Raw genomic sequence first — 20,392 nt, 5'->3', positions numbered from 1 at the left:
AATTCTGATTTAAGGCAAAAACCGATCTAAAGCAGCTTTTAATTGTTCAATTTCAACTTCCATATTGCCTTCTTTTGCGGCTCTAGCAATACATTCGCTTAAATGTTCATCTAGAACAATTCGCGCTACTCGATCTAATGCACCCCGCACTGCGGCAATTTGTAACAAAACATCAGGACAAGGGCTATTTTGTTGCACCATTGTTTTAATCCCACGAATATGTCCTTCTATTCGCGATAGTCGATTGACAATTCGTCGTAATGACTCTTCGCTATGGATATGAGGATGGCTTAACTCTTGGCGATGCTCAATAGGATCTAGATGCTCGTGGTTTGCATCGTGATTATGGGAGTGTTCTGCTTGCTGCGATTTTGAGCCATTCATGGGTTATTAAAGGACTTGTAGTAATAAGATCCTAGCCTAGTAATTGGCCAAAAATTGGGGAGATGAGGGAGACGAGGGAGGCTCCAGGTGCAGGGGAGCAGGGGAGATGGGGAGATGGGGAGATGAGTTTTTCCCTCCTGCTCCTCTGTCCCTGGAGCACCTGGAGCGTCTTCTGCCCAATGCCAAATGCCCAATGCCCCATGCCCTTTGCCCAATGCCCAATGCCCAATGCCCAATCTCTACTGACGATTCGCCCTTTCTTGGGGAATAATCTCTGTTATCACTCTACCGCCGGAATTACCGCCTTTGACAACAATATTTTCTGTTTGCAAATTACCAACTGCTGTTTCACCGGTAAAATTTAATGGTGGGTCAATTTGTCGATAAACTACGTTTCCTTGAGCTTCAACTAATTTATTGTCTAAATACCAAGTTAATGTATTAGATCTTAATGACTGGCTACGCTGACCAACGGCGTTGACGTTACCTTTTAAATAAACCGTTTTTTGCGGGATTTTCATTTCTCCTTGATTGGCTGTGACGGTAACTTTTTCCACGCGCTGGAACATACGAGTGGGGGAGTTTGTAGTGATGGTTTCTGCGTTCATGTTCCAGGTCATAGAGTTACTAGCTATTTGTAATGGTGGGTCTAGTAAATCTAATTGAGCGTTTTTTTGTATGCTGGCTATTTTGGTTTTTAAGTTGACTTCTGCGGCGTTTCCTTTGCCGCGATCGCTAATTTTATTATTTTTATAACGATCAATTTCTACGGGCCCATTGGCAATTATTTTTTCTTCTTTAATATTCCAATTCAAATGCTCAGTTCGCATTTGCAATTGGGGATCGACGGAATTTGCTATCACTCCTCCAGAAAATTCCATCAGCTGTTCGCGAGTTTTAACTCGCGCTTCTTTTGCAACTGCTTGTAGTTTTTTATGAGTACCATTAATCTGGTTGCGGACAATCAATAACCCTTCTTGCGGACGCCATTCTAATTCATTACCTTGCAAGACAATTCCATTTTTTGGGTCTGTGGCAAATATTTTACCTTTGAGAAATAGCTGCTTACCATTTTGTTCGATGTCTGCTACATCTGCTTTTACTTGATAAACAATTTTGCCATCTTGGTACAGTTCACCATAAGGATTTTCTGCCTGACCAATTTGTTTTTCTTTGGTGTATTTTGCTCGTTTTGCTTGGACTTTCCAAATCGGTCTTCCCACTTCATCTGCTTGTTCTAAGGTGACATCAAAGAATGTCAATTTACTATCTTGGTCGGATGAATCAGGAGTATTTGTTTGAGAAACTGTCGGGGATTTACCCCCGCAGCTAACTAATCCAATTCCTAAAAAAATGGTGATAAGCAAAATAAAGAAAGAGGAGAGTCGGGGAGTGAGTGAGGGAGATGGGGAGATGGGGAGATGGGAAAAACTTACAACAAGTCTTTCCCCTTGTCCCCTTGTCCCCTTGTCCCTTTGTCCTCTTCCCATGCCCCACGCCCCATACCTAAACTGATACTTCATTCTTGGATTTCCAGGTGTCCATCGGTCGTTCTTGGGTCTTCCAAAAATCCCATACTCGACAATGGTCGATATGGATAGCTTTGACGAGGGGTTTTTTGAATATCCTCTTTAATGGCTTCTAAATCAATGTAGCGATCGCTTACATTAATTAAGCTGTCACTAGTCATGGAACGCAAACTCACCACCTCTACCCTGACACCACGATAGCTTACAGAATTGACTGCATAGGCCAAATCGCCGTCACCGCTGACTAAAACTGCGGTATCATAGGAATCGACTAAAGCCATCATATCGACTGCTATTTCTACATCCAAGTTGGCTTTCTTTGAACCATCTGGTAGTTGTACCAAGTCCTTCGCAATTACTCTATAGCCATTGCGACGCATCCACAGCAAAAATCCCTGTTGCTTCTCGTTTGTCCGGTCTACGCCAGTGTAGAAAAAAGCTCTCAGCAGCCGAGAACCTCCTGTTAACCGACATAGTAACTTTGTGTAATCGATTTCAATTCCTAATTGTAAGGCAGCGTAAAATAGATTTGAGCCATCAATAAATATGGCGACCCTACCCCGATTCTCCAAAACTTGTTCTGGTGTAAATATCGAGTCATTTTCTAAATTATTCAACATTGTTGTCATACCTCAGTTTTTATCCCTGTTATTTTTGATACAAATTAACCAGTTTTACATTCTAGTCACAGCGGTTTATGATAATGTTCCGGGGCTAATTAAGTTAAGCCCCGATAAATTTTTACCAGAGAATTAGAATTTGAACAAAATCAGAGTTTGATATGGACTAATCGTTTTTTGGTGGTTCTATGCGCTTAAAAATTGGTTGAGCTTTACCCAACTGTTGGTTACCAGATAGTAATCCCCATGTTGCATGGGTAGCAAAAGGAGCATTTAAAGAACTTTGTATTCGATCGTTAAAGTTTATTCCGAAACCTAGCTGCTGATAAATATCGCTACTGATGTTCGGAATAATTGGAGATAGCAGATAAGCTGCTAGTCTAACTGATTCTAGAACTGCGTACAGAACTTTTTCGACTTCCTGCTGCTGTCCCTGTTTATATAATGACCAAGGAGCTTGCTCATCAATAAACTTATTACTAGTTTGTACCAGTAACAAAATTGATTCACAGGCTTGATTGAAAGCTAGCTGTTCATAGGCTTGTTTTACCTGTTCCCCCAGACGTAAACCAATTGTTTTTAAAGGATTTTCGTCAGAGATTGCTTCTTTGCTGATTGGTGGTACATTATTCTCAGCGCAGTATTTCTTCACCATGTTCAGGGTGCGATTGAGCAAGTTACCTAAGTCATTCGCTAAATCTGCATTCAGAACATTAATGAATCTATTTTCATTAAAGTCGCCATCTTTGCCAAATTCGATTTCCTTAAGGAAGTAATAACGAACGGCATCACTACCATACCGTTTAACTAGCTCTACAGGATCGAGGGTATTACCCAGACTTTTACCCATTTTTTGACCATCTTTCGTCAAAAATCCGTGTCCAAATACCCGGTTTGGCAAAGGTAAACCAGCTGATAACAGCATTGCTGGCCAGTAAACTGCATGAAAGCGCAGAATATCTTTACCAATTAAGTGCAAATTAATTGGCCACCATTTCTCCAGAGCATTTGCCAAAGTTGGTTCGGCATCCGGTTCGAGTAATGCAGTGACATAACCAAGTAGAGCATCAAACCAAACATAAAGAGTGTGGTTGGGATCGGTTGGTACTGGAAAGCCCCAATCTAAATTTACTCGCGAAATCGAAAAGTCTTGCAAACCTTGATTGACAAAGCTTAGGACTTCGTTTCGTCTAGTTTCTGGTTGAATAAAATCGGGTTTTAATTGATAAAATTCTGTGAGTTTATTTTGATATTTAGATAATCGGAAAAAATAGTTTTTTTCGTCTCGCCATTCGACTTCTTTATTGGTATGAATTGGGCAACGTCGTCCTTCTAAAAGTTCGCGTTCTTCTTTAAATTCTTCACAAGATACGCAGTACCAGCCTTGTTGTTGTCCTTGATAGATGTCGCCAGATTTCCATACTCGTTCAAAGAATTCTTTAACAATCGCTCCATGACGAGGCGCTGTAGTCCGACTAAAACGATCGTATTGAATGTTGAGCAATTCCCATAAACTCACAAAACTAGGCACAATTTCATCACAAAAATCTTGGGGATTTTTGCCTAAATTTTCCGCTGTTCGCTGAATTTTTTGCCCATGTTCATCTGTACCCGTAATTAATAGTACTTCATGCCCCAGCAATTTCTGAAATCGTGCCACTACATCAGCTGCGATCGTTGTATAAGCACTGCCTATATGGGGGACATCGTTTACATAATATAGGGGTGTTGTCAGCGCAAATGTCTTTTGTGTTTTATTCACTAGATTCATGCAAAATAAAATCAACTTATTAAAACGTTTTACACCTTTGTTTTGTTAGCAAAACCACGCAATTATATAACATTACTACCATTTTTTCCATTAACACCTTAATATTAGCAAATTTCTTTGGTGAGCAATTGTTTTATAATACGCATTAATTCAAGTGATTTTTGCCTAAAATACAGAAATTTACTATTAAAGAAATTTCGGGAATCCTTTTGATTACATAATATTATTGTGTTCAGGAATACATAAATACTCAGAAAAAATCTAACTACCTTTATAGGTTCAGACATTTCTATCTTAAGACGGTCATGGCAATGGTAAAGAAATGTAAAACTTAAATTAAGATAAACTGCCATATTTACCGGAATATATACATTAGATATGAGTCTTAGTAGTCCGACTCTGATTTCGCAAGCTTTGTTAGCGGGGCTTTCAACACAAATGTTTCGCTATTACGAAGATCGGATTCCGCGAGATGCTAGCGTCTTGGTAGTCAGCAATCACCGCAGCTTTATGGATGCACCGATTTTAATGGCGGCGCTATCAAATCCAATTCGTTTTGCTTGTCATCATTACATGGGACAAGTGCCGATTATGCGAGAGATTGTAACCGGACAATTGGGATGTTTTCCTTTAGAATCACCCCAAAATCGCCAACAAAGCTTTTTTGTGCAATCGCAGACGCTATTGCAATCTCGGCAAATGGTGGGAGTATTTCCAGAAGGAGCAGAACCAATGGTAAAATTTACCGTGCCGAACACAGTTGGTGAATTTCAACGGGGATTTGCTCATTTAGCATTGCGGGCTGATGTGGAGGATTTAGCAATTTTGCCAGTGGCCATCGCTTCAATTGAAGAAGTGAACACTTCTGGTTTTCCCCTCAAGCTGTTGAGTTTATTCGATCCTTCAGAACCTTTATTTCAACAGTCAGGCTGGCATCCTTTAGTTGTTTATCGTCGGGTTGCCGTGTTAATTGGCCGCCCTTATTGGATTACGCCTCAACATCAAAAAAGATATCATGGCAAACAAGCCAGAACTGTTGTGGCTGAACTAACCGAATATTGTCATAACGAAATTAGCGACTTACTGCGTCAAGGGTGAGACGATTTTGGATTTTAGATTTTAGATTTTGGATTACCAACAGATAAATTCTCTCATTTTGTGGGGTGGGCGTCTCGCCCGCCCAGTCCAGAGGGCAGATAAAATATCCACCCCACAAGAAAAGTTTGGTGTTTTTTGATTGGGAAGTCTCTGAATGTCAAGGTTTAGAGTTGATTGCTGGGAGGGAGTTTTTGTGTCTGGTCACAAGCAGCAAACAATCTAAAATCAAAAAGTTTTATACCATTAACTAGTGACCAATGACTAATACTTCGACTCCCCTCAGTACAAAGTGACCAATGACTACCCCAGAAGTTGAACTCAAGCCTTGTTTCCTGACACCGAAACGATTACAACCAGAATATCCGCTGTTTGTGTATTTACCAGGAATGGATGGAACAGGTCAATTATTGCGATCGCAAACCGCTGGATTAGAAGTTGGCTTTGATGTCCGCTGTTTTGCAATTCCCCGAAAAGACCTTACCAGCTGGGATGTGCTAACTAACAGTGTATTAGACTTGATCCACGCCGAATTAGAAAAAAGTTCCCACAGACCAGTTTATCTGTGTGGTGAATCCTTTGGCGGTTGCTTGGCGATGAAAGTTGCAATCAACGCACCACAGCTATTTAAACGAATTATCTTAATTAATCCCGCTTCCGCCTTTCAACTGCGTCCTTGGTTGAATTGGGCATCGCAAATTACTGACCTAGTGCCATCAGGATTATATGATATCGGCGCACTGGGATTATTGCCCTTTTTAGCATCTTTGCCAAGGATATCTCGCAGCGATCGCCATGAATTGTTAAGAACTATGCGTTCTGTGCCGCCAGAAACAGTTCATTGGCGGTTGTCTTTACTGCGGGAGTTTAATGTTGATGAACAGAAATTGCGCCAGTTAACGCAACCAGTTTTGTTAATTGCTGGTGGTAGCGATCGCCTTTTGCCTTCTGTGAGTGAAGTCAAGCGGATAGCAAACATCATACCAAACACCAAGATTGTGGTGCTGCCCCATTGCGGACATGCTTGCTTGCTAGAGCAAAATATGAATCTCTATGAAATCCTCAAAGCCAACGATTTTTTACAAAATCAAGCTGATAGCGTTACACAGCAACAGTTGAGAGGATAAACTCAGTAGCGATCGCATTTCTATGAGTGCAAATTACTCATCAGCTTTAGCACATTAGACTTCTAAAAGAAGTCGGAAAAAGGGGAAAGGGAAAGGGGGAAAGGTTTGGTATTTTACCTTTCTCCTTTAACAATAACGGTAAATAGTCTTGTGTTTCTATTCCATTGGGAAATGCACACTGAATCAGTTTATAAGTACTTAAAAGATAAGGTGCAACAATAATTTGCATGGTTAATCAATAACTTGTACTTGTGGAGGGATGTCAAGCCGATGAAAATTCGCTACAAACTAAATAAAGAGGCTTTAGAGAATGGTGTTTAGCAATGACAGATCAATCCCAAGAAATAGAAACAAAAAAATTAGTTAATCCATCGATAGAAACAGACAAAATAAATATTCAACCCCAATCATCAGTTGAAAATCAACCGTCTCTATTAGAATCTTTTGCTAAAACTGTTGTTGAAACCGGCAAAGCAGTTTTAGACACAGCAGTAGGTGTAGGACAAGCAGCAACTAAACAAACACACAAGTTAATTGAACAAACAACTCAAACCAGCGGTACAGTTGTAAATTACCTAAGTGAAAATTGGCTAATTAGAAAACTATCTGGAGTATTAAATCTCAATTGGTTATTTGGTGCTAGTGATAGTGTTGATTTACAAAAAGCAGAAGTGGCAGTCAAAAAGCTCAAGGAAAAGTATCCCAACGAATCACCAAGCCAAATAGCTCACCGCATCATGATGGACAAAGCAGCAAGAGCCGGTGGGATTGGTTTAGCAACGAGTATTTTACCAGGATTTGCACTGACATTTTTGGCAATTGATTTAGCAGCCACAACAAAATTGCAGTCAGAAATGGTTTATGAAATAGCATCTGACTACGGGCTAGATTTAAAAGATCCTGCCCGCAGAGGTGAAGTTTTAGCAATCTTTGGTTTGGCCTTGGGTGGAGGCCGTCTTTTGAAAGCAGCGGGATTAGGGTTATTACGAAATGTGCCCTTTGCTGGTGCAGCGATCGCCGTTAGTTCAAATGCGACGATGATTTATTCATTGGGCTATGCTGCTTGTCGATTTTATGAAGCTAAATTAGATGAATCGACTTCCCTCAATTCTCCAGAGACATTATCAGCATTAAAACAACAAAGTGAAGAATATCTGCAAACTGCCATCGCTCAGCAAGCCATCATGGATCAAATTTTAGTTCACATGATCCTCGCCAGCCATCCCGAAAAAACTTGGTCAGAAATTTTGCCAGAATTACAAGCTATAAATTTAAGCCCTGCGTCCCTAAAAGCCATTACTGAAAACATCAAATCACCTAAGCCTCTAGATACACTGCTAAATCAACTAACCCGTGATTTTGCCATACCATTATTAGCTCAGTGTCGCAAAATTGCCCAGCTTGACAACCAGACTACACCAGTGGAACAGGAAATAATAGACGCGATCGCCAATAAATTTGATTTGGGTATGGCGGATGGGGTATAGGAAGGGGAAGGGGAAAGGGAAAGGGGTAAAGGGGAAAGGGGAAAGGGTAAAGGGGAAAGGGAAAGGGAAAGGGGGAAAGGGGAAAGGGTAAAGGGTAAAGGGTAAAGGGTAAAGGGTAAAGGGGTAAAGGGCAAAGGGCAAAGGGCAAAGGGCAAAGGGGTAAAGATTAAATTTATTCCTTTTCCCTTTAACCTTTAACCTTTTCCCCATGCCCCATGCCCCATACCCAATGCCCCATACCCAATGCCCCATGCCCAATGCCCCATGCCCCATGCCCCATGCCCAATGCCCAATTTTTGAGCAATACTGTTACAAGAACGAATATTTAGATAAAATCCCACAATGACAATTCAACCTAACGATCGGCCTTTGCTAGAGTGGACAGGCGATAGTCTGGCAATTGGATTATTTGAAGATGCAGTAGAGTTAACTGGAGAACTGGCAACTTTAGATCAAAAGTTTGCTGGAGTCTTGAAAGAATTGATTGCTGAAGAAGAATTTAAAGGAAAAGCCAACAGCACCATTTTCACCCGCGTCAGTGGCAATACCCCGCTGCGTAAATTGATTGTGGTGGGTTTAGGAAAACCAGAAGCATTGAAAATAGATACACTGCGACGTGCTGCGGCTGCGGTGGCCAGGGTAGCGAAAAAGCAAAAAAGCAAAATTCTGGGTTTGAGTTTTCCCTTATGGAATAACGATCCAGAGGCAAGTGCCCAAGCGATCGCTGAAGGTGTAGAATTAGCACTCTACCAAGATGTCCGCTTCAAATCAGAACCAGAAGATAAAGCGCCACAAATAGAAACCGTAGAATTACTCGGTTTTGCTGGACAAGAAGCAGCCATTAACCGCGCCCATCAAATAGTTTCCGGGGTAATTTTGGCACGGCAGTTAGTAGCAGCGCCAGCCAATGCGGTAACACCGATTACCTTAGCAGAAACAGCCCAAACCATCGCCAACGAACACGGTTTACAACTGCAAATTCTGGAACGAGAAGACTGTGAAAAGTTGGGTATGGGTGCTTTTTTGGGAGTCGCCCAAGCTTCTGATTTGCCACCAAAATTCATTCACCTTACTTACAAGCCAGAAGGTACGCCCAAAAAGAAACTGGCAATTATTGGCAAAGGATTAACCTTCGACTCCGGCGGACTGAATATTAAAGGTGCTGGTAGTGGCATCGAAACCATGAAAATTGACATGGGTGGTGCGGCTGCAACCTTGGGTGCAGCAAAAGCGATCGCTCAACTCAAGCCAGATTCCGAAGTACACTTTATCTCAGCAGCCACCGAAAACATGATTAGCGGGCGCGCCATGCACCCAGGAGACGTTCTCACAGCATCAAACGGCAAAACAATCGAAGTCAACAACACCGATGCTGAAGGACGTTTGACCCTAGCAGATGCCCTAGTGTATGCCGATAAATTGGGATTAGATGCCATCGTTGATTTAGCCACCCTCACAGGTGCCAACGTCATCGCCTTGGGTGACGATATTGCTGGCTTATATACTCCCGATGATGCAGTCGCTTCCCAATTGGAAAAAGCCGCCCAAACATCAGGAGAAAAAATTTGGCGGATGCCAATGGAAGAAAAATATTTTGAAGGGCTAAAATCTGGCATAGCCGACATGAAAAACACAGGGCCCCGTCCAGGTGGTGCCATTACCGCCGCCCTTTTCCTCAAAGAATTCGTCAAAGAAACCCCTTGGGCGCACTTAGACATAGCCGGCCCAGTATGGACAGATAAAGAAAACGGCTACAACGGTTCCGGGGCAACTGGTTACGGCGTTCGGACTCTGGTTAACTGGGTATTGAACGCTGGGGAATAGGGCATGGGGCATGGGGCATTGAGCAGGGGAAAAGGTTAAAGGGAAAAGGTTAAAGGGAAAAGGTTAAAGGGAAAAGGAATAAATTTAATCTTTCCCCCTTCCCCTTTCCCCCTTCCCCTTTCCCCTTTCCCCCTTCCCCTTTCCCCCTTCCCCTTTCCCCCTTCCCTTTCCCCATGCCCCATCCCCCAATTTCGTGCTATCTTGGGCTAGCCACTAAAAATGTTGCAATATTAACAAAAGTATTAGGCTATCTCGAAAGTTAAGCTTTTTGGGCAAAGCCATCTGGTAAAATTTGTAAGGTTTCTAGAAGCTCTAAGCAATGGGATCGACTCGTGTACGGATCGCAATTGACGCAATGGGAGGGGATCACGCACCCGGTGAAATTGTTGCTGGCGCATTGCGAGCAAGGGAAGAATTGGGTGTAGATGTATTGTTGGTCGGCGATCCCCAACAAATTGAAGCTGCCTTACCTCCAAAAACAAGTTTAGGTCAGGTGGAGATCGTGACCGCACAGGAAGCGATCGCGATGGATGAAGAGCCTTTAAACGCAGTGAGACGCAAACGCAACGCTTCTATCAATGTGGCGATGGATTTGGTCAAGCAGCAACAGGCAGATGCAGTATTTTCAGCAGGTCACTCTGGCGCAGCTATGGCATCGGCTTTGCTCCGCTTAGGACGATTACCAGGAGTTGACCGCCCGGCCATTGGGACTGTTTTCCCGACCATTGTGGCTGGTAAGCCAGTTCTAGTACTTGATGTCGGCGCAAATGTAGATTGCCGTCCAAAGTTTTTAGAGCAGTTTGCTGTCATGGGGTCAGCTTACAGTCAATATGTCTTAGGTACGGCTGAACCTAAGGTGGGTTTGTTGAATATCGGTGAAGAAGACTCCAAGGGCAATGATGCAGCTGTGCGCGCCCACCAATTGCTACGGGAAAATTCCCAAATTAATTTTATTGGCAATGCTGAAGGGCGCGACGTGCTTTCCGGTCGTTTTGATGTGATAGTCTGTGATGGCTTTGTTGGCAATGTCTTATTAAAATTTGCCGAAGCTGTGGGAGAAGTAATTCTGCAAATCCTAAGGGAAGAATTACCCCAAGGATTACACGGTCAAATCGGCTCAGCACTCTTAAAACCAAACCTGAAGCGGATCAAGCAGCGTATGGATCACGCAGAACACGGCGGCGCTTTGCTCTTAGGCGTGGCAGGAGTTTGTTTGATCGGTCACGGTAGCTCACAAGCACCTTCAATTTTTAATGCAATTCGCATGGCAAAAGAAGCTGTTGACAACCAGGTACTGCAACGAATCCAGTCCCAATATACCCTAGAGCGGGAGAGCGGTTAGTCATTAGTTATTAGTCATTAGTCATCGGTCATTAGTCATTAGTCATTGGTTAAGAGCAACACAGAACAAATGGCAAATGACAAAAGGCAAAGTCACATTAGACAAATGACCAAGACAAATAACCAACAACAAGTGACAAAAAGCTGATAGCTGGGGAGATTAGGTGTGCATAACTTAGGCATAGCAATTACAGGAAGTGGCTCAGCAGTACCGGCAACTTCCCTACACAACCAAAGATTGAGTGAATTGGTTGAAACATCCGACGAATGGATTACCACAAGAACTGGAATTAGTCAACGGCGATTAGCACTACCATCAGAGTCATTGAGTGTACTCGCTACAGCGGCCAGCAATCAGGCGATCGCAGCTGCGGGAATTAAACCAGAAGACCTGGATCTGATTTTGCTGGCAACTTCTACCCCTGACGATTTGTTTGGTAGTGCTTGTCAAGTACAAGCTCAATTAGGAGCGACCAAAGCAGTAGCCTTTGACTTAACAGCAGCCTGTTCGGGCTTTGTATTCGGACTGGTCACAGCAGCCCAATACATCAGAACTGGTGTCTATAAAAATGTACTGTTGATAGGAGCAGATATCCTCTCTCGTTGGGTAGATTGGCAAGACCGACGTACATGTGTACTATTCGGGGACGGTGCAGGGGCAGTGGTATTGCAGGCAGCGAAAAGCGATCGCTTACTAGGTTTTGCCCTCAAAAGTGATGGTACTCAAAACCATTACCTCAATCTTAGTTGCACAGGCTCATCCCAAGAGCTACTCCCTGATATAAAAGTTACCAAAGGCGCTTACCAACCCATTACGATGAACGGTAAAGAAGTTTACCGCTTCGCCGTCCAAAAAGTGCCAGAAATCATTGACAAAGCCTTGTTTCAAGCCAACCTTACTGTTGACCGCATAGATTGGCTAATTCTACATCAAGCCAATCAGCGGATTATTGATGCCGTTGCCCAACGCCTGAATATCCCAGAACAAAAAGTTATCAGTAATCTCGCTCAGTATGGCAATACCTCCGCTGCTTCCATTCCCCTAGCTTTAGATGAAGCAGTGCGCCAAGGCAAAATTAAACCAAATCACATCGTTGCTACATCCGGCTTTGGTGCCGGTTTGACATGGGGCGCAGCAATTTTTGAATGGGGAAGGTAAATAGTTAGGAGTTATGAGTTAGGAGTTATGAGTTAGGAGTTATGAGTTAGCAGGTATGAGTTATGAGTTATGAGTTAGGAGTTATGAGTTAGCAGGTATGAGTTAGGAGTTATGAATATTAACTCCTCACTCCTCACTCCTCACTCCCAACTCTTCACTCCCAACTCTTCACTCCTCACTCCCAACTCCTCACTTCTCACTCCTCACTCCCAACTCCTCACTCCTCACTCCTCACTTTTCACTCCCAACTTCTCACTCCTCAATTTTTTGACCAATGACTAAAACTGCATGGGTGTTTCCCGGACAAGGTTCCCAAGCACTGGGAATGGGAATGGATTTATTAGATATACCTGCCGCTAAAGACAAATTTGCCCAAGCTGAGGCAATTTTAGGCTGGTCTGTGACGGAAATATGTCAAACACAAGAAGAAAAATTATCACAGACGCTATACACTCAGCCGAGTCTTTACGTGGTAGAAAGCATTCTTGCTGACCTTCTTCGAGAACGAGGACACCAACCAGATTTAGTTGCTGGACACAGTTTAGGAGAATATGTCGCCCTTTATGTTGCCGGTGTCTTTGAGTGGTCGGCTGGTTTATGTCTGGTGAAGCGTCGTGCAGAACTCATGGATAGTATCTCTGGTGGTATGATGGCAGCCTTGATGAACTTTGACCGCGAACAGTTGGCAAAAGTCATTGCCGAAACCCCTGATGTCGTACTGGCAAATGACAATAGTCCTGCTCAAGTAGTAATTTCAGGCACAGCCGATGCTGTACAAGCGGTGATGTCTCAAGTAAAAGCCAAACGTGCTATTCCTTTAAAAGTTTCTGGGGCATTTCATTCACATTTAATTGCGGCGGCGGCGACTGAATTTCAAGACGTTTTGCAATCTGTGGAATTTCAGCCAGCTGTTGTCCCAGTTTTATCGAATATAGAACCAATTCCCTCTATTGATGCCGAAATTTTGAAACAGCGTCTCAACGAACAAATGACAGGTTCGGTACGTTGGCGAGAAATTTCTCTGCAATTGCCAGCCAACGGCATTGAGCAAGTAATAGAAATTGGCCCTGGTAAAGTTCTAACTGGCTTAATTAAACGTACAAGTCCTGATTTAATCCTCAAAAACATCAGTATTGCTGCTGATTTGCCTGTTTGATTGTTTGCAAAAATCTGGTGAATTCAGGAATCAGAATCAATGCGATCGCTGGCTCCTGAATTGTTTATTTTTATAATTAAAAATAAAACCTGAGATTGATTCTCCCTAGTGATGATTACTTCAACAAATGTCACCCGTAAACTATTCAATATTCAAGAATATCACCGCTTAATTGAATTAGGTTTCCTTACAGAAAACGAAAGGATCGAATTAATTCGTGGAGAATTAATCCAAATGGCTGCTAAAGGAACACCACACAGTAGTTGTACTTCTTCTGTAGTCAATGAATTAGTAGTTTTACTTTACAATCAGGCGATAATTAGAGGACAAGAACCAATTTCATTACCTCCAAATAGCGAACCTGAGCCTGATGTAGTTATTGCACGTTATCGTGCAGATCGTTATTCGTCAAAGCATCCTTCTGTTGAAGATATTATATTAGTAGCTGAAGTATCTGATAGTACTCTGAAATACGATACACAAGAAAAATTAACCCTTTACGCTGAATCTCAAATTGCTAATTATTGGATATTTAATTTAGTAGCGAATTGTTTAGAAGTTTACACTCAACCGTTTCAGGATTTGCAAGGTAATTTTAATTATGCAAATAAGCAAATATATTTACCAAATACAATTGTCAATATTCCAGAATTTCCAGATATATCGCTGAATTTATCACTGATTTTTCCTCTGATTAGCTAGTACCATACTTTATATCTGCAACCACACTTGTTGAATATAGCGTTTCCTGTTCTAGTGAGGTACAACGTAGGGGCGCAAAGCTTTCCACTACCTACAAATTTCTATACTTTAATTGATAGGGAACCCCTATAATACCGATTCAAAAAATGTTTGCGACAGATACCCCACCCGCCTGACGGCACCCTCCCCTTGCCAAGGGGAGGGTTGGGGAGGGGTCTTGTCTATGTGTTGCATTATTTTTTCAAATTGGTATAAGTTAACTTTTTAGTACTAGGTATTCAGATACCTTGGAAGTAAAATAGTATAAAGTATGAGGTTTTCTGATGCTGACCCTTTATCACTCGCCGATTTCTCCCAATTCGCGGCGCGTTTGGATTACTCTGCTAGAAAAAGAAATTCAGTTTGAATTGGTAGAAATAAAACTGGATGGGGAGCAGTTGAAACCAGAATTTTTAGCGATTAATCCTTTTCATCAGATTCCAGTTTTGGTAGATGACGATTTGAAGGTCGTAGAATCCTTGGCAATTCTGGACTATTTAGAAGCAAAATATCCGACACCTGTGATGCTGCCTCAAAATGCAAAGGATTTGGCCATCGCACGTATGGTACAACTGATAACTGTGAATCAGCTTTTGCCAGCAACCACCACATTTTTACCTCAGATATTAGGCTTACCTGAAGCGGAACCAAAAAAAATTGAGCAAGCAAAGCAGAAAATTTCAACAGTGCTGAAGTTTTTGGAAAGCTTACTTGACGATCGCCCTTATTTTGGCAGCGAACACCTAACTTTAGCTGAAGTTGTGGCTGGAACCGTAGTAAATTGGTTACCAAGAGTAGGCATTTTCTTAAATGACTATCCGAAACTCAATGCTTGGTGCGATCGCTTGATAGCACGTCCGGCATGGCAAGCTACTGAGGCTACTCCGGAGGTAATTCAAGCCTTCAAGTCTGTTGTGGTAGCAAGAATGGCACAGCAGAATGCTAGTTAAAAACCTGCCTATAGCGCTGATGTTACGCCTATAGGCAGGCTTTGTTTAGATAGGTGCTTGATAATAACTTTCTTACAGCTTGACTTGAGACAAATGACTGCGGGGATTATAAGTACGTATAGCGCGGATTTTTTCATAATACTCCCGTTCCTGTTGGCTGAGGTCTTTTGGTGGTGCGATCGCCACCTTCACCAACTGATCGCCCCGTCCACCCTTGGCTAGAGGCCAGCCTTTGCCACGTAACCGCAATGATTGACCAGAACGCACACCTGCTGGTAACTTGACATTAACCATACCATCCGGTGTGGGTACATCAATTGATGCTCCCAAGGTTGCTTCATCTGGTGTAATAGCCACTTCGCAAACCAAATTATCACCTTCCATTTGGAAAAACGAGTGCGGCTGAAGTTCGACTTTTAAGTATAAATCCCCCCGTTGTTGAGTCATGGGGTTGATTTGCCCTTTACCCCGCACGCGTAGGCGAGTACCAGTTTTAGCCCCAGCGGGGATGCGAACATCAATTGTTTCATTGCCCAAACTAAAGCGCTTTTGCACCCCATGAAATGCTTCACCAAAAGTTAAAGTGATAGCAGCTTCACTATCTTGGCTAGTACCAGCGCCTGCATCTTGAAATCCAAAATCATTAAAGCCACCAAAACCACTTGGGGCACCTGTGGAAGTGCGGTAAGAATAGGTTTGTCGCCCACCACGAGGACTACCACCACCAAAGCGTCCTAGTAACTCATTGATAAACTCATCAAAATTGCCGTATTGGCTAAAATCAAAACCGCCCATATCGACACCAGCGCCGCCAGACGGGAAACCTTGACCAGCTTGTCTCCAATATTGACCGAATTGGTCGTATTTTTTGCGTTTATCTGGGTCTGAGACAACTTCGTAGGCTTCATTAATTTCTTTAAAGCGTGCCTCTGCCTGTTTGTTGCCTGGATTAACATCAGGATGATATTTGCGGGCTAGTTTGCGAAAAGCTTGTTTAATTTCCTCTTGACTGGCAGTCTTACTAACTCCCAAAATTGCGTAATAGTCTTTGAAGTCCGTTGCAGCCATACCAGCCTCCTATAAAACTTTCCGTTATTTTTTTAAGATAAGAGATATTTAGTTTGCCAGGTATAATTGCCAAGCAAAAAGAATCTGACTTTAAATTAACAAACAATATACAAAATCAAGTGTGGTTCTTGCTCACCGGGCGATCGCAATTTCCGTACTTTGAAAAAGTGGGGAGTGGGGAGATGGGGAGTGTGGGGAGGTGTGGAGACAAGGGGGACAAGGGGGACAAGGTAGCAATATTTCTCCCTTGTCTCCCCCCTCTTACCAATGCCCAATGCCCCCAATTTCAAAGAAAGCGAATCAGCTTGTCTAATCCTTCTTCTAGACTTGGGGGCGCATCCCGGAGTTGACGGTGCATCCGCAAGATAATTTCTTCGGGAACTTGGCGCGATCGCTTTTTATTACGTGCTAAACACAGCCAAACTGGCACATTGAGCCAAATTCCTGTAATGTGACCAAAGCCAAGGTTACGCGCTAAGGTAATGACCTCACGGCGATTGCGTCGTTGGGCGTTGGTAGCGTCAAAAATTGCTGTATTACCGGTGGAAATAGCTTGTTGAAATTGCCGTTCCACTTCTCGCCAAATTAATAGCCACGATCCTTGAATAGCTTCGGAACCAAATAATTGCCCCCGGATAGCATCTGTAGAAATCAGTTGCACCTGGGGGCATTGTGCCACTAATTGTTTTGCCAGAGTTGATTTACCACTACCTGGAAGACCAATCAGCAATAAAAGTGAAGAGTGGGGAGTGAGGAGTTGAGAGTGAGGAGTGAGGAGTGAGGAGTTGAGAGTTAAAAGTGATGAGCATTCAGAATTTTGATTTATAATTCCTAACTCATAACTCATAACTCCTAACTTTTAACTCCTAACTTCTAACTCCTAACTTTTAACTATTAAATGATAGTTCCATCAGGAATTACGGCATTTTTTAGCACAACTACAATCCCACTACGGATATAGAAACCTTGATTTTCGCGGTCAGCTTCTTGGACGTTATCTTTGTTGATAATTTTCACATCATGACCGATGCGGGCATTTTTATCGATGATGGCACCACGAATGATGGTGTCGGTACCAATACCTACGGGAATTTCACCTTTGACTAAACTACATTGGCGTTCTACAGAAGGTTGGTAGAAGTCTGCACCCATGAGCAAAGATTCTTCGATGACGCAGCCAGATTCAATACGCGATCGCACTCCTAAAACTGAATGTTGAATGCGGCAATTTTTTAAAATGCAACCTTCGCCAATAATTGATTCTGTGATTTGGCAATCTAATAGTTTGGTCGGAGGTAAGTAACGAGCGCGGGTATAAATTGGTGCTTCTTCGTCGTAAAAACTAAAAGGTGGCTGGGGCTGCTGAGTCAGGGCTAAATTTGCGTGATAAAATGCCTCGATTGTTCCAATATCTTCCCAGTAGTCATCAAAAAGGTAAGCTTGAACGTTGTAATCTTTTGAGGCATCAGGAATAATTTCTTTGCCAAAATCAGTTCTTTCAGTACTCTCTCTCAATAACTTGAACAAAACTTCTTTTTTAAAGACATAAATCCCCATCGAAGCGATATAAGGCTGTTCTTGGGCTTGTTCTTTTGTTAATCCCAGAACGCTTGTATCAACACGCATTTTGATTAACGCTTCACCTTTCGGTTTTTCACTAAAGTCTATTATTCTACCAGAGTTGTCAATTTTCATCAAGCCAAAATCTGAGGCGCGACGCTCATCAATGGGAATGACTGAGAGAGTAATATCAGCCCCTGTTTCTCTATGGCGTTGGATAAACTGGCGATAATCCATACGGTAGAGGTGATCGCCTGAGAGAATTAGATATTCGTCTACATCCCATTCTTCCATTAACCATAGGTACTGACGCACCGCATCTGCTGTACCTTGGAACCAATTAGGGTTTTCTGGTGTTTGTTGTGCGGCTAGCACTTCCACAAACCCTTCATTGAAGCCAGTAAAGTTGTAGGTACGCGCAATGTGACGATTCAGGGAAGCTGAGTTAAATTGTGTCAGAACATAAATTTTGAATATTTCGGAATTTATGCAGTTACTGACAGGGATATCGATTAAGCGGTATTTCCCCGCCACTGGTACTGCTGGTTTAGCACGGAGTTTGGTTAGGGGATAAAGCCGAGTCCCCGCGCCACCACCAAGGATGATTGATAAAACTTTTTTCACAAAATTTCTCCCAGCTGCCTTTCAACTCTCATTTTCAGTTTAGGACTGTATGTTGCAGCTGGTAAGGGGGGAGCAAAGAATCTCAGGGATGAATTTTAAAAAATGCTGCTGATGTTCAATGGTATTATTGACTACTTGCCAAGACAACAAAAGTATTAATTAGTACAATATTTTATTGATTTTAAATTATAACACTGTCACAACTACAGATTAGCAGGACTATTGAAATTTTATAAAAGTAATTTTTCATACAAAGTAATTTTATTTTAGCTAGAGTTTCTTCGATAACTAAGTGGTTATTGATGCTCCTGAGCCTGCTTTTAGATTTATGATGATGAAGTTTATGTTTTTGCTGTTCTCAGTTGGGAATACGCTTGTTGAATAGCTGTGGCGATCGCATAAAACTTTTTCAGTTTGAGTAGATACAGTAGCAATGGGACAGTTAATCAAGCCGCGCAATCTCCCAGCAACATAGCAACTAGAACACCGATTCAATATTCAGATTGTAGTGGCGTGGCAAGCCTTAAATGTTGCAATAGATTTTATTGTGGGATGGGTGTCCTCACCCGTCCGGGCGGGCAAGATGCCCACCCCACAAGAGTTTATTAATGCACTATTTTAGCTGTGTCAGTCCACTACCATTGTTTTATGTTTAATTAAGTTGACCTACTTATTAATGAATCGGTGTTCTAGATGACCTGATATCTTGCAGCTTTATTGTTCTGGGCATTTACCTCTCCTTACACTAAAACTTTGAACACCACATGCTTTAAATCCTGCATCTACTTCTGTGTATGCTTTTACGCTTCTTTTGATACCTGATTGGCATTTAACACACCACCAAATTTGTTTAATTGGAAAACGGATTTCTTGTGTTTTCTGTTCAGGATTATTAGCGTTACTCTGAATTTGTCTTGAATACAGACTGTTTGTGAAGCTATTTCCAGTTTTTTGAATTTTCTGATGTGAGATAGCTGAACAACTGCTTTTGTCTGTAGTGATTAATGTTTGTACTTCAGCTTGAACCGGAATCTGTACCGAGAGAAAACCTATTGTAACTAAACTGAATACAGGAATTATTTTTCTGAATCTAGACATAAATGTGGTATACCTGAATTTTGGAAATAATTGAACTGAGTAGAAAAGTATGTTGGATTGAGCGATCGCAAAACCCAACAAAGTCTTGAATATGTTGGATTGAGAAAAAAGAACCTATTAGTTCGCCTTCGTTCGCTTGGCGGGGTAAAGGTTAAGAAGGAAGGGGGAAAGAGTTTAAATCCCTTACCCTTTTCCCTTTCCCCTTTCCCCAGCCGTCACAAGCGCATTTTTGGGTTGGCAGACTACTATGCAAGATAAGGTTTTTCTGTTTCCTTTCTAGTTTTTGAATTTAGCTACTGTAGATTAAATTTTTGAGGACTTAATCTACAGTTTTACTATTAAAGCAATGCAACAATCCTCACAATGTCACCTGCGGAAACACAAACTTTTCCACCACCAATTTTTGGAGCTAAATTAAAGCAAAGGCGGGTTTTGTCAAGAGTTGCAGTTGGATTGAGTGGATCGAATGAGGTTTCAATTGTATTTGTGAGACTGTAGACAGTTACATATCCACTCGCAGGCCAAGGCTTTTTCCAAACATGATGATGTCTGATTGTTGCCTTTATATATAATTTGGCTCCACGCACTTCTAGGACATCAACAGAAGCTTTTCCTCGGTTACCACGAGCTAATTTTTGGAGATGCCCTTCCAACTCAGCAATCATGGCATTTTTTACTTTTGGAAACTTATCTTTCCAATTGGGTGCAACACTAATGATTAGTTTTTGGCTAACTGTTGGTGTTTTTAAAGAATCGGAAAGACTTGACGCGGTGTTAGCTAATGATGGTAATGAGAAATACAGGGCTGAAGAAGTCATCAACAATGCACTCAAAGTAGAAACTGTAATTTTTTTCATT

Annotated in this window: 20 protein-coding genes; 11 read left to right on the top strand and 9 right to left on the bottom strand. The window is 42.1% G+C overall.

The window, feature by feature from the left end:
* Nucleotides 1–9: 9 nt before the first annotated feature.
* Nucleotides 10–384, bottom strand: coding sequence for a metal-sensing transcriptional repressor (locus VF06_RS26230; RefSeq protein ID WP_099072286.1), 375 nt, complete (start codon nucleotides 382–384; stop codon nucleotides 10–12).
* A gap of 106 nt (nucleotides 385–490) precedes the next feature.
* Here VF06_RS26230 and VF06_RS41260 point away from each other — a divergent pair, with 106 nt between their 5' ends.
* Nucleotides 491–655, top strand: a complete 165-nt coding sequence (locus VF06_RS41260; protein ID WP_180267623.1) for a hypothetical protein — start codon at nucleotides 491–493, stop codon at nucleotides 653–655.
* Here the strand turns inward: VF06_RS41260 and lptC are convergent.
* From lptC to metG, 3 genes are all read right to left on the bottom strand, one after another.
* Nucleotides 624–1,751, bottom strand: a complete 1,128-nt coding sequence (lptC, locus tag VF06_RS26220; protein WP_244918034.1) for an LPS export ABC transporter periplasmic protein LptC — start codon at nucleotides 1,749–1,751, stop codon at nucleotides 624–626. The genes VF06_RS41260 and lptC overlap by 32 nt on opposite strands.
* A 152-nt stretch (nucleotides 1,752–1,903) precedes the next feature.
* Nucleotides 1,904–2,533, bottom strand: a complete 630-nt coding sequence (locus VF06_RS26215; protein ID WP_096541968.1) for a LabA-like NYN domain-containing protein — start codon at nucleotides 2,531–2,533, stop codon at nucleotides 1,904–1,906.
* Between the two features lie 166 nt (nucleotides 2,534–2,699).
* Nucleotides 2,700–4,304, bottom strand: coding sequence for a methionine--tRNA ligase (metG, locus tag VF06_RS26210; protein ID WP_099072284.1), 1,605 nt, complete (start codon nucleotides 4,302–4,304; stop codon nucleotides 2,700–2,702).
* 378 nt (nucleotides 4,305–4,682) lie between these two features.
* Between metG and VF06_RS26205 the strand changes: the two genes are divergently transcribed.
* The 10 genes from VF06_RS26205 to VF06_RS26165 all read left to right on the top strand — a co-directional run bounded on the left by VF06_RS26205 (nucleotide 4,683) and on the right by VF06_RS26165 (nucleotide 15,184).
* Nucleotides 4,683–5,402, top strand: coding sequence for a lysophospholipid acyltransferase family protein (locus VF06_RS26205; RefSeq protein ID WP_099072283.1), 720 nt, complete (start codon nucleotides 4,683–4,685; stop codon nucleotides 5,400–5,402).
* 296 nt (nucleotides 5,403–5,698) lie between these two features.
* A complete protein-coding gene (locus VF06_RS26200; RefSeq protein WP_099072282.1) occupies nucleotides 5,699–6,526 on the top strand; it encodes an alpha/beta fold hydrolase in 828 nt (275 codons plus the stop codon).
* Between the two features lie 323 nt (nucleotides 6,527–6,849).
* The gene (locus VF06_RS26195) at nucleotides 6,850–8,013 is read left to right on the top strand and encodes an EcsC family protein (RefSeq protein ID WP_099072281.1); all 1,164 of its coding nucleotides are present in this window, start codon (nucleotides 6,850–6,852) and stop codon (nucleotides 8,011–8,013) included.
* A gap of 208 nt (nucleotides 8,014–8,221) precedes the next feature.
* Nucleotides 8,222–8,359: a hypothetical protein gene (locus tag VF06_RS42180; protein ID WP_180267674.1), complete on the top strand. Its 138-nt coding sequence runs from the start codon at nucleotides 8,222–8,224 to the stop codon at nucleotides 8,357–8,359.
* A complete protein-coding gene (locus VF06_RS26190; RefSeq protein WP_099072992.1) occupies nucleotides 8,356–9,837 on the top strand; it encodes a leucyl aminopeptidase in 1,482 nt (493 codons plus the stop codon). Before VF06_RS42180 ends, VF06_RS26190 begins: the two co-directional genes overlap by 4 nt.
* Before the next feature lie 319 nt (nucleotides 9,838–10,156).
* Nucleotides 10,157–11,179 (top strand): phosphate acyltransferase PlsX, encoded by a 1,023-nt coding sequence (gene plsX / locus VF06_RS26185; RefSeq protein ID WP_099068645.1) that lies wholly within the window; start codon nucleotides 10,157–10,159, stop codon nucleotides 11,177–11,179.
* A gap of 165 nt (nucleotides 11,180–11,344) precedes the next feature.
* Entirely contained in the window at nucleotides 11,345–12,337 is a 993-nt protein-coding gene (locus VF06_RS26180; protein ID WP_099068644.1) for a beta-ketoacyl-ACP synthase III, read from the top strand.
* Nucleotides 12,338–12,611: 274 nt separating this feature from the next.
* A complete protein-coding gene (gene fabD, locus VF06_RS26175; RefSeq protein WP_099068643.1) occupies nucleotides 12,612–13,493 on the top strand; it encodes an ACP S-malonyltransferase in 882 nt (293 codons plus the stop codon).
* 111 nt (nucleotides 13,494–13,604) lie between these two features.
* Entirely contained in the window at nucleotides 13,605–14,195 is a 591-nt protein-coding gene (locus VF06_RS26170; RefSeq protein ID WP_099068642.1) for a Uma2 family endonuclease, read from the top strand.
* A 323-nt stretch (nucleotides 14,196–14,518) separates the two neighbouring features.
* Nucleotides 14,519–15,184, top strand: a complete 666-nt coding sequence (locus VF06_RS26165) for a glutathione S-transferase family protein (RefSeq protein WP_099068641.1) — start codon at nucleotides 14,519–14,521, stop codon at nucleotides 15,182–15,184.
* A 72-nt stretch (nucleotides 15,185–15,256) separates the two neighbouring features.
* Here the strand turns inward: VF06_RS26165 and VF06_RS26160 are convergent, their stop codons facing one another.
* The 5 genes from VF06_RS26160 to VF06_RS39525 form a co-directional block, all read right to left on the bottom strand.
* Nucleotides 15,257–16,252 (bottom strand): DnaJ C-terminal domain-containing protein, encoded by a 996-nt coding sequence (locus VF06_RS26160; RefSeq protein WP_099068640.1) that lies wholly within the window; start codon nucleotides 16,250–16,252, stop codon nucleotides 15,257–15,259.
* A gap of 286 nt (nucleotides 16,253–16,538) precedes the next feature.
* On the bottom strand, nucleotides 16,539–17,099 hold the full coding sequence (locus VF06_RS26155; RefSeq protein WP_099068639.1) for an AAA family ATPase: 561 nt from the start codon (nucleotides 17,097–17,099) through the stop codon (nucleotides 16,539–16,541).
* Between the two features lie 47 nt (nucleotides 17,100–17,146).
* The gene (locus VF06_RS26150) at nucleotides 17,147–18,436 is read right to left on the bottom strand and encodes a glucose-1-phosphate adenylyltransferase (protein ID WP_099068638.1); all 1,290 of its coding nucleotides are present in this window, start codon (nucleotides 18,434–18,436) and stop codon (nucleotides 17,147–17,149) included.
* 714 nt (nucleotides 18,437–19,150) lie between these two features.
* Nucleotides 19,151–19,534, bottom strand: coding sequence for a hypothetical protein (locus VF06_RS26145; RefSeq protein ID WP_099068637.1), 384 nt, complete (start codon nucleotides 19,532–19,534; stop codon nucleotides 19,151–19,153).
* A 338-nt stretch (nucleotides 19,535–19,872) separates the two neighbouring features.
* Nucleotides 19,873–20,391, bottom strand: a complete 519-nt coding sequence (locus VF06_RS39525; protein ID WP_143861761.1) for a hypothetical protein — start codon at nucleotides 20,389–20,391, stop codon at nucleotides 19,873–19,875.
* Nucleotide 20,392: the final 1 nt, after the last annotated feature.

The organism is Nostoc linckia z4 (assembly GCF_002608075.1).
Classification (GTDB): Bacteria; Cyanobacteriota; Cyanobacteriia; order Cyanobacteriales; family Nostocaceae; genus Nostoc; species Nostoc linckia.
The sequence above is the reverse complement of the archived record's forward strand: the minus strand, read 5'-3'. Positions and strand labels throughout refer to the sequence as shown.